The sequence below is a fragment of the Streptomyces longwoodensis genome (assembly GCF_001514125.1).
GTDB classification, from domain to species: domain Bacteria; phylum Actinomycetota; class Actinomycetes; order Streptomycetales; family Streptomycetaceae; genus Streptomyces; species Streptomyces longwoodensis.
On record NZ_KQ948550.1, the window covers coordinates 387,408 to 397,996 of the forward strand.

Below are 10,589 nucleotides of genomic sequence, written 5' to 3' on the forward strand. Positions count from 1 at the left end.
GACGAACTGCTTCAAGAGCTTCCGCGAATCGGCGAGTTCGATGGAAGAGACATCAGGCGCATGCTGACCCGCGCCTGGGTGAATATCATGGAGTGGCGGGATCTGGCGCCGAGCGTGGGAAGTGCGGAGCGCTCGGGTGTGCCCGACTCGCCATTCATCACGGCAGGCTGGACATCACCCAGAGCTGCGCTGCGCAGACTGGCCACCGCATTGGAAGTGCACGCCGTCCTGGTACCCGGATTGCCCGCGGTCACCATCCAGGCATGCGCCTTTGTAGCGGCAGAGGCTTTGTCGATATGCAATGAGCAACCGGATCCAGAACTCTCCTTGAACTCTGCCTCTCCGCTCGGATCGGCGAGAAGATACGAGAACTTGGAAGCCGGACTGCTGTATCGCATCGCTGGTTACGATGCGAATGCAGCGCGATGTGGGGACGAGATCGGTGAGCTCGACACGCCGATGGATGCTGAGTCCCCGGCGTCCGAGTGGGCTATGGAAACCTTTCGCGAGTTGTTGCTGGCTCAGGCCAATCCCGATCTCTCTGAAGCTCCACCAGTGCCTAGCCGCAGCGACCACCTGGACGTCCGTGTCCGGTCTGCACTCTGGCGGAAGATGGGCCAGGCGGCGCGCCGTCACACACAGTGGCTCACCCACCAGGCAGGCGCCGTCCGAACTGCGGTTGAAGAGATCCGCACGTTGATCTCGTTGTTGCACCCCGACCCGGATGGCTGGGGAGGCCAGGTCGTCCACCCCGACATCCACCACATCGCCGTTCTGCTCGCAAGAGCATTGGAGGAAGACGAGACACGAGCATTGCGTGCCGTGCCGACTCCTCCCGACGAGGACGGGCGCTATGCGAGCTATGTGCAGGAGGCAGCGAAGTCGCGGCCCTTGCTATGGCCCTCCGCCAGGATCTACTCCGAGCGCGCGCTTCCGGGACCCCACGCTCATGCCGTCGTCTGCGTGCCCACCGGGGCGGGCAAGTCGGCGGTTGCGGAACTCGCCATCGCTCAGACGCTCCACCGCGGTTGGGTGCTCTACCTCGCACCGACGAACGCCCTGGTGGGTCAGCTGGTGCGACGGTTGTCGTCGGTCTTTGAGTCCCTGCCCGGTGTACAGGTGCGAGGGTTCCTCGGCGGCGCCGAGTATGCCCTTCTCGAGAGTGAGGATCTCGCCGTCATCGGTTCCTGCCAGGTTTTGGTGATGACACCCGAAAAGTGCTCGCTGGCCCTTAGGCAGAACCCTGACGCCTTCGAAGATCTACAATTGTGCATCCTTGACGAAGCGCACCTCATCGAAGAACCAAACGGGCGTGGCGCGCTCACGGAACTTGTCATAGCCGAAGTACTCCATCGCGCACCTCACGTGAGGGCGCTACTGATGTCGGCGCTGGTTGCCAACGCAGACGAGCTCGCGGACTGGCTCACCGCAGTGACCGGCCTGGAAGCCGTACCCGTCAGCCACCCGTGGCGTCCCACGAGGACCCTGCGAGCTATCGCGGGGTTCGACCAGGCTGGAGAGGAGGCCGCTCAGGCTCTCGCCAGGGATAAACTGAACGCCCTTCCGTCAAGCCGGAAAAGGCTCTCCTACGATGCCCCCATATCGTTGCTGGTCGGACTTCAGGGAGCATGGGCAACCAACCATCCTAAGGATTACTGGGTGGTTCGGACGCCTATGCTCTCTCCGAGAGAGCTCCACCGCACAGATGGGCCATCTTCAACAGGCGTATGCCTCCCGATGACTGCTGCCATCGTCACGGCCATGGCTGAGAAGGGCCACCGTGTCCTGGCCTTTCTCCCCAAGAACCGGCACCACAGCTTCACTCAGGCCGTCAAGTTGCACGGATCCTCGGACTGGGTTCCAGCGAGCCGTGACGCGGACATCGAGGCCCTGCTCACTCTGGCTGATGCCGAGCTCGGCATTGCATCGGAGCTGAGGGCCACCCTGGAGAAAGGCGTGGGTGTGCACACCGGCGCCCTTCTACGCGAAGAACAACGTGCTAGCGAAATATCCTTCGACCGGGACCGGATACGGGTGCTGTTCGCCACCGGCACGTTGTCGCAGGGCCTGAACCTGCCGGCCACTGCGGTGGTCATCGGTGGGACGGAGGTCGGCTTCGACCAGGATGCCTCACCCGCCGAGCGTGAGCGGCGTTCACGCACCCAACTCCTAAACGCCATAGGAAGAGCCGGACGCGCCTACACATCTGCCCGGGCGATCGCTGTGGTTGTACCCGGAAGAGCCACCCAAGTGACATACGGCGCCAGCGGCAAGAGGGTGGCGATCGCGGCCGGGGCGTCCTTCCTGACCCAGGAAGACGCCGCTAACGACATCACCAGCAGACTCGACGGTCTTATCGAAAAAGCCCTCAGTGAAAGCCTGGAGGTCGCCACCCTGGAGGGTGAAGAACAGTCCGCTTTTTCGTTCCTTTCCTTCGCCGCAGGCAGTGGCGATGCACCCGGCGTGGTGCGACGGACCTGGGCGGTTCACAGGGCTGGAGCGGCAGGCCAGGGCGAAGCAATCGCCGAAGCCCTGGAAGCCACTGGCTCGGCCTTCCTCGCCCAGGAACAAGTACCGGACTGGGTAAGCCTGGCAGCCCACCGGGCAGGACTCGGACTCCCGGAAACCTCGTACCTCTACCGCTGGCTCCTCGCTGAGCTGGACGTGTACGAAGCACCCAACACGGTAGAAGACTGGGCCTACCTTCTCGTGGACGCTCTCGCGTCAGCTCCACCAGAGATGATGGAAAGCCTACTTCCGCTGACCAGCGACTACCGGTCCACCGCCATCGAAGCGCTTTGGTCTTCCGATCCGGACGACGCTGCCGAGGGACACCGGGCTCTGGCAGCCACCCTGATCGCCTGGATTCAAGGAGAAGACCTGCTGTCCGTCGCAGGCCACGCCCTCGGGCCGCATGCCGATAGGACTGGCGGCCGTGGGCAAGGCATGCCCCTTCCGAAGATCATTGGCCTTACCGACCGGAGTTTCGGGTTCAGGCTAAGTGTGCTGGCAGGCGCTATGGGGGCGATCGTCACTACAGCGTGCGAAACCGAACTACACCCCGGTTGCTGGGAGTTGCCAGAGGTGTGCTCCAGAGCGCTCAGCCTGCTGCCGTTCGCTGTCAGATGGGGCGCCGGCAATCCGGGTGTCATCGCATGGATGAGAGCTGGAGTCCGGCCTCGGGTGGTCGCCCACATGATAGAGCGATGCATGCCCCTCACCCCCTCGGCGGACTGGATGAACGACGAAGATCTACTTCGCCTTGCGGCACGCCACCTTGCACAAACACCGGAGTGGGTACTGGAGGCCATGCATGAAGAGCGAGAGCGAGATCTCTTCCGTGCCATGGCCCGTGTCCGCGAGATGAAGTAACGCCAGAGGTGCACCGCGGGTCCTTCCAAAGCAACGCGCACGCCGCAGGCCGCACAGCCGGACGGCCCGCCGTCTGCTGGGAAAGTCGGACCCGCTCGACGCACAGGCCGCCGCGCGGGTCGTGCTCTGCGGTCGTGCCCGGGCCCGGGCCAAGTGCGGCGACGGCCTGCTACCGGATGCTCCTCTTGACTTCGGTGACGATGGTTCCGGGGTTCCGTTGTCCCTGTGCCGTGTGGCCGGCGCTCTGGCTGAACTCTTTCCAGACACGGGGGTGCTCGGCGGTCACAGGCTGCCGTTCACCGGTCATGCCCTGGACCAGGCAATGGCCGCCGCGCTCGAGGTGGTGCTCGAGCCACTCCCTGGACGCGAGGAGACTGTAGGCCCTGCCGCTCGGGCGGTCCCACGTCAGGTACTGCACCTGCAGTTGCCCGTCGGTGTCGTACCAGAAGGGGCGGTCCGGGTCGCGCCGCAGCCTGCTATCTCTCAGGAGTGGGTCACTGAGCAGCGTCACGGAGACGGATGCGCCGAGGGAGCAATCCAGGCTCTGACCATCCCAGTTGTAGGTCTGGTCAGTCGGAATAGCGGTGACGGGTTCCCCATCGGGGTCTGTGGCGAACACCATCCGGCCTCGCGGCTGTGCGGCGAGGGTGCGCTCCAGCCAGTCGTCCTCGTCATCTTCCATCGGACCATCCGCCCACTGCTCTGCGAGCTCCAGGAGCAGCTCTTCCCGGCGCTTCTCCCTGCGCTCCCGCCAGATGGCGATGGCGACGCTCCTCTCCGATGCCGGTGGCCCAGGGGCTGGCTCCGGAGAGGAGAGATCGTCGTCTTCTGGGACAGGGGAGTCATCCTCACCGTGATCGGGTTCGTCGTACTGAAAGCTACTCACATGCCAGGACTCGGGTTCCGGATCGGTCCAGGGACTGGGGACGGTGGGGAAGTCGGCTAGGAGAAGGCTACGGCGATCGGGCCCTTCGGGCATCAGCCGGTTAGTGAACGAACGTCCCTTAAGCCATGTGAGCAAGCTGGTGAGTTGGGGGGCAGGCACGAGCCAGCTGTGGATGCGGTGCCATTGCTCCGCCTGGCCACGGGTGACGTTCCATCCTCGGCCGTCGTGGTCGTCCATGGCCTGTTCGTAAAGGACGATCCACTGCCTGCCGTCGCTGTCGGTGCGGATGCCCAGTTCGTCGAGGTCGGGCAGGTTGTCCGGACGGCTGATCCATTCGTCGACGCCCTCGTCGTCGGGCAGGTCGGGGACAGGTGGTGCCAGCGGGTGTGCGGGGTCGGCGGTCGGGAAGGTGGCGTGGTCGGCTTCGTCTGGACTGTTGTCGTCGTCGGTGTCGGAGAAGGGGTGTCGGGCCGGAGGAAGGGAGGGGTCGATGTCGAGCAGCGACAGTCGTGCCGCTCCCGGGTATTCGGCGGCGTCGTGCTCGGTCTGCCGGTGGGGGTGCCGGTGGTTCGCCAGGCGTTCCACGAGCTCGTGGAGGGCCATCCACTGGTACTTCTTGCCGATCCGTTCGCCCTTGTGTGACTGGCGGGAGCCAGAGTGGCGGGAACACATGTTGTCGAATTCGGCGAACAGTTCAGGCGTCCAGCCCAGGTCAGCGACGCGGGCGAGGACCCAGCGTGCGGCCCACTCGGCGTCGACGTGGGCAGCGGCGAGGCGTTCGTCGTCGGGCGGGGGCACTCGGCAGGCCCGCAGCAGCGCGTACTGGTCCGCATCGAGGACGTCCCTCGCCCTCCTCCCAGTGAGGAGTTGTTCAACGGCAGCCGGTGTGCTCAAGGCGGGCCTGACGGACTCCGGAAGGCTTCGCGCGAAGGCCGGGATACGGGCGGGGTCGACTAGGACAGGATCATCGGCACGCTGCCACGCCGGCCGACGGGGATAGTCGGTCGACAGCGGCAGCAAACTGAAATGGCGCACCGCTGGCCGGACCTGGTAATCCGCAAAGTCTCCCAGCGGTGAAAGGGACGAGCGGAGCGATCCCCACAACGACTCCTTCTGTTCCCGCCAAGGGAAGAGGACGTCAAGGTCCTCCTCAGCAGGAGCTTGCCCGATCTGAGGGCAGGCGTGTGGGTGCCTGACCGCGTCTGCTTCCTCGCTGGTGACGGCTCCAGCACGGTGCGCCAGGGTGACAACGCGTGTAGCCGCTTCGCACAGCAGCGCGTTCCGTGAAGCGTGCGCGGGCGAATCAACGGCGCCGTAGGAGTACGTGAGGAGCCGCCGGGCGACTGTACCGAGGAGGTCGTGCTGGCCGTCATCCTCGCCGCGACGGGCCAGGACTCCGTAGCCGACCCACACCAGGCGCTCGAAAAGGTAGGGATCGTCGATCTTCTCCGCGTCCGCCTGGAGGAATCTGTCCAGGAGGGAGACGAGAACGTCTCCGTGCCCCAAAAGCAGCTGCACCAGGGCCTTGGTGGCCCGGTCCCGCAGGAACCGGTTGGAGGACGTGAGAGTCCACACCAGTGTCGTGGCAGCCAGCCGGACGACTTCCTCGTCGCCGGCTCCAGCCGCCTGCACCGGCCGGCGGGTCCGGTCCCCCAGCTGAGGCCGGGCCGTGAGGGACGCAGGGTGGAGATGGCGCGGGGTGGGGTACTGCTCGGCCCAGCGCAGCAGCCGGTGCAGTGCCGTGACATCCCACAATAAGGAGTAGGCCTCGACACCCCACCACGCGTCGCGCTCGGGCCGCGGCTTTCGTAGCAGCACCCGGTGGAGACGGTCGGCATTCAGCAGATGCCCCGGCTCGGCGGTGACCGCTACCGCGGCCTCTAGCACGTCGGAATTGCGTCCGTGACGTGCGGCGGTCTCGTTGAGGAGTTCGATGGTGCGTTCGTTGACGCTGCGTGTGCTGCGCAGCGGAAGCGTTTCCAGAAAGCTGCGGGCCAGCCGATAGCCTCGTACGTCCGCGCGACTGCCGGGGGCAGCGGCGGCCTCTGCAGATGTGGGAGAAGCGGCCAGCAGGTCGATGAGTTCCGACCCGGTTTGCTCGGGCAGGAGAATCGACGCTGCTTCGTGGTAGTTCGGAGCAGCCTGCCTCAGCCAGCTTCGCAGCGCGGAATCGGCGGCCAGTGGGTGTCCTTCGCGTAGCGCGTCGATCTCGTCCTGGTGGGCAGCGAAGACCGACCGCACAACGCGGTCGTCGCCGAACGCCTGGTAGGGGAAACCGATACCGGTTGCCTGGTCGGCCTTGTAGGTCCGCTCGTTGGACACCAGGCCCTGGGCGAGGAGCTGCCCGAGCATCGTGGCCGGCCACGACGTGGCCGCCTGTCCGTACGCGTCGACAAGAGCGCGGGCTTCATCACGCGGCAGCACGGAACGCCGTGCGTCGGCCATGAGCGCCGCCAGGGCGTCCACCGCACGGTGCACGGGCCGCTCCAGGGGATCGAGCCCGAGCCGGGAGCAGATAGTCTCCGCACGGTGGTCGACATAGGCGTCGAACACCGCGCTCCGGTCACGCGGATGGCCGCCCGAGCCGCCACGCTCCAGGCTCTTGCTCAGACTGTCCGCGTACAGCTTTACGAACAAGGGGTTGGTGAAGACCGAGGCCAGCAGGGGAGTGTTGGGAAGAACCGCCGCCACATCCCGCAGGTAGCTCTCCAGCCCCTCCATCTCCCGTCCTGCAAAGCCGGAGTGCACGGAGACTGGCACATCGAAGCGATCAGGCACGACGATCGACTTGAAGGTCGAGCGGCAGGACACCAACAAAGCGATGTGCTGGTACCCGGCCAGACGCACCTGCAGCGCGAGCAGTTCGCTCTTCCAGTTCCCGGCGTCGTCGGAGTCATTGAGCGCATCGATGGTCAACAGGAAGCGGCAACCGCTTGCCGCGCCAGCGGCGTCCATCGCCTGGAGGAAGTCCCGCTCGGCAAGCGGCCCCAGGCCACGCTTCTGCGCGACCTCACTCAGCGTGTTGTGCCCGGTGAGCTCCTGCCCGAACACCACCAGCGCCGGACGGCCCTCGTCTACGGCTCGTCGCGCGGCGTCGACCAGCAAGTGCGTCTTGCCCTGCCCTGCCTCCCCCAGGAGCAGCCAGGTCTTCTTCTCCGCTGTCTGGGCAGCGGGACTCCGCAACAAGCCGTCCAGGCGCTCGCAGGCGTCGAAGGCACGAGCCAGAGCGCGCTCGCACAACCATTGCACGCTCTGCACCGCGGTCACCGGAGCGTTTGCGCCCCGTCCGGCCGCAGGTATGGCGTCGTCGCTTTCACGCTCTTCCTCGGTGAACCGGTCAGCCAGGTCCTTGAACTCACCCAGCCGCTCCAGCATGTCCTCCACCACAGCAGAACTCTGCTCGGCGGGGAAACCGGACGTTGCGGATGCAGCGGACAGGTCGTGGACCAAGGTGTGGGCGCCTTCCCGCAACGCGGGCGTCCACGCGTGCACCCACCGCGCCAGCGCCTGATGGTCGGGGCTGCTGGCCGGCGCGGGATAGCTGTCGTACCAGCGTGTCATCTCGGAACGGAGGGTCACCACAGCGGCCTGCAGATCCCGGGATCGCTGGACGCCCTGCCTCAAGAACTCCTGCGGCAGGGCGCACGCATCCGCCACACGCGCAAGGGGCAACGTCACATGATGCTCGGGTGTGTACCGCGCCTCGGCCAGACGCTCAGCAAGCGTGACCTGTTCCCTGAACCACTCGCTGCCCAGCGCCCGCCGTTCGAAGAAGAACCACTGACGCCCCTCATTTCCAGGCCGGGTCAACCGCTCCAGCAGCTCACCGCCACCGACGTAGCGGATGTCCACGTCGGCAAGACCGGGCAAGTCCTTCTTCCACCGGGCGACGTTGCTGTTCCACCGCTCCCTCGCACCGGTACGCGCCTTCCCGCGCGGGGTGTCAGGGGTGGGGTCGGAGAGGTCGAAGGGGGTGAGGAATTCAAGCCGGACGATCTTCCGGCTCGCGATGTTCTCACCGACTGTTTTGGCGCTCTTCTTCGCCTGAGGGATGAGATCGTCGATGTTGTGGACGAACTTGACCTGGTATCCGTGCGCAGCACTGCCGTCGGGCGCCTGGTCATACCATTCGACGCCGCCGTCCGGAGCAGCAGTCTTGATCGTCTCCCAGCCCGGAGGCGCCGGCGTCCGGAGCTGGAAACAGAGTTCCTCGAACGCGCGATGCTGGCTGCCGTCCCATTCCCGGATGCTGTGCCAGTTGTGTGCCCTGCTGTCGTTCGATGCCACTGCCGTCCTCTGACCGTCCCGCCGCCCCACTGTGCGCGTGTCGGATCCCAGCGTAGAGGGCTGCGCTGACACACCAAGTTTTCCTGGGTCGATGGACCGGATCAGGCGTAGGAATTCCGTTGTAGCCGGTGCCGACCCGAGCGCTGCCGGCCATGACGGTCAGGAGTGGACGGGTAGTCAACGCCTTGTCAGCGCGCTCAGTCATGTTGAGCATCGGTTCGGTCGAAGTCATCCGGCAGTGATCGAGTCATGCCGCTGTACCGGGATCGATGGGACGGTTGTGCAGCGCCGTCCCAGGGGAGGTCTGACTCATGAGATATGTCTGACTCATGAGATCTATGACCGAAGTGTCCAGTCACAGACCTGTCGACTGTCGTCGCGGGATGCTGCCTGCCACCGAGCCACAGGGCGTGTCCCAATAGGGGCCTTGCCGAGTTCAGGCGCCATCACGGTTCAGACCGCCCATGCGGGCCGGTGCGATCCGCCCAGCACGTCACCACCCGGGAGGCGAACCACCATGACGACCAGACAGCGCAGCATCTCCTCGAACACGGACCCGCCCGTGCGGAGAGAGGTCGTACTGGGCGTGGACACGCACGGCGAGATGCATGTCGCTGCCGTGACCTCCCCGCTGGGGAAGGTCCTGGGTAACGAGTCGTTTCCGGCCACGGCGGCCGGCTATCGGCAGCTGCTCGTGTGGGCCCGCAAGCGGGGGACGGTGCGCCGGGCCGGCGTGGAGGGCACCGGCACCTTCGGCGCGGGCCTGTCCCGCTACCTGGTGACCCAGCAGATCCAGGTGTTCGAAGTGAACCGGCCCGACCGGTCGGCCCGCCGGTTGCTCGGTAAGTCGGACCCGCTCGATGCGCAGGCCGCAGCGCGAGCCGTGCTCAGCGGTCGCGCCCGGGCCCAGGCCAAATCCGGCGACGGACCCGTGCACAGCGCCCGGATCTACAAACTCGCCAAGGACTCCGCGGTCAAGGCCCGCACCCAGGCGATCAACCAGCTCAAGGCCGTCCTGGTCATCGCCGACCCCGCCCTGCGGGAACGGTTGTCGACCTTGGGCAATGCCGAGCTGTTCCGCACCTGCGCGACCCTCAGCCCACCCGATGGTGGGGGAGACGAGGACGCGGTGGCCCAGGCCACCCACATGACATTACGCATGCTCGCCGAACGCATCGAACAGCTCAGCGGACAGATCAACGAGCTGAACCAACGCCTGACCCGGCTCGTCGAACGCTACGCGCCGCAACTGCTCGTACCGGTGGGCATCGGCCCGGACAGTGCCGCCACTCTCCTGATCACCATGGGGGACAATCCCGAGCGACTGAACACTGAGGCGTCCTTTGCTGCCCTTTGCGGAGTCAGCCCCATCGAGTACTCCTCTGGCCGGCGGTGCACGCGTCGGCTCAACTACGGCGGCGACCGTCAGGCGAACGCTGCCCTGCACCGCATCGTGTTCACCCGCCTGCGCCACGACCCGCGCACCCGGGCGTACTACGAACGCCGCACCCAGGAGGGCAAGACCCGCCGTGAGATCATCCGATGCCTCAAGCGGTATGCCGCCCGCGAGGTCTTCAACCTGGTCAGACCGGTTTCCCGCGCCCCCGCGTTATAGGGGCGTCAGTGACACGGCGGGGCCCCGCCTGGGGGGTTTGCACGGAGCCGTGAGACGACGAGGCCGCACCAGAGGGCTTCGGCGCGGCCTCGTCATGAGATCGGCTGCGCTGTCGGGCGCGATGCGGTCGGCGCCTAAGGCGGCCCGTGTCCCTGTAACGTCTTCGGGGCGCACCTACTTTGCGAATGCACTCTCGCCTATGCAGCACCTCCTCGAGCACGGATCTACCCAATCGGGGTGAGGTCGACCTGAGTGTGGACACGCACGGCGAGGTTCACGTCGCCGCCCCAGTCTCTCGGTGGGGAAGGTCATGGGCACCTAATCCTCTCCGGCAAGGCCGCCGGCTGCTGGCAGCAGACTCGTGCAACCGTCAGAGTGGATGCGGTTGCGCCGTGCCGGGGTCTGCGGCGGGGCGTCGTGGTGCGAATA

The 10,589-nt window shown here is 66.0% G+C and carries 3 protein-coding genes; 2 read left to right on the forward strand and 1 reads right to left on the reverse strand.

Going from position 1 to position 10,589, the window contains the following annotated elements:
• Positions 1 to 60 precede the first annotated feature (60 nt).
• Positions 61 to 3,372, forward strand: coding sequence for a DEAD/DEAH box helicase (locus AQJ30_RS06665; protein WP_079083871.1), 3,312 nt, complete (start codon positions 61 to 63; stop codon positions 3,370 to 3,372).
• Between the two features lie 169 nt (positions 3,373 to 3,541).
• Here AQJ30_RS06665 and AQJ30_RS06670 read toward each other — a convergent pair whose 3' ends face one another.
• Complete coding sequence (locus AQJ30_RS06670) at positions 3,542 to 8,545, reverse strand: NACHT domain-containing protein (RefSeq protein ID WP_067229856.1); 5,004 nt, start codon at positions 8,543 to 8,545, stop codon at positions 3,542 to 3,544.
• A 517-nt stretch (positions 8,546 to 9,062) separates the two neighbouring features.
• Here AQJ30_RS06670 and AQJ30_RS06675 point away from each other — a divergent pair.
• On the forward strand, positions 9,063 to 10,160 hold the full coding sequence (locus AQJ30_RS06675) for an IS110 family RNA-guided transposase (protein WP_067229859.1): 1,098 nt from the start codon (positions 9,063 to 9,065) through the stop codon (positions 10,158 to 10,160).
• Positions 10,161 to 10,589: the final 429 nt, after the last annotated feature.

What these genes read in the sequence shown, in the direction of transcription:
- AQJ30_RS06675 (WP_067229859.1), top strand. Translation starts at nt 9,063, where the DNA reads ATGACGACCAGACAGCGCAGCATCTCCTCGAACACGGACCCGCCCGTG.
- AQJ30_RS06665 (WP_079083871.1), top strand. Translation starts at nt 61, where the DNA reads ATGCTGACCCGCGCCTGGGTGAATATCATGGAGTGGCGGGATCTGGCG.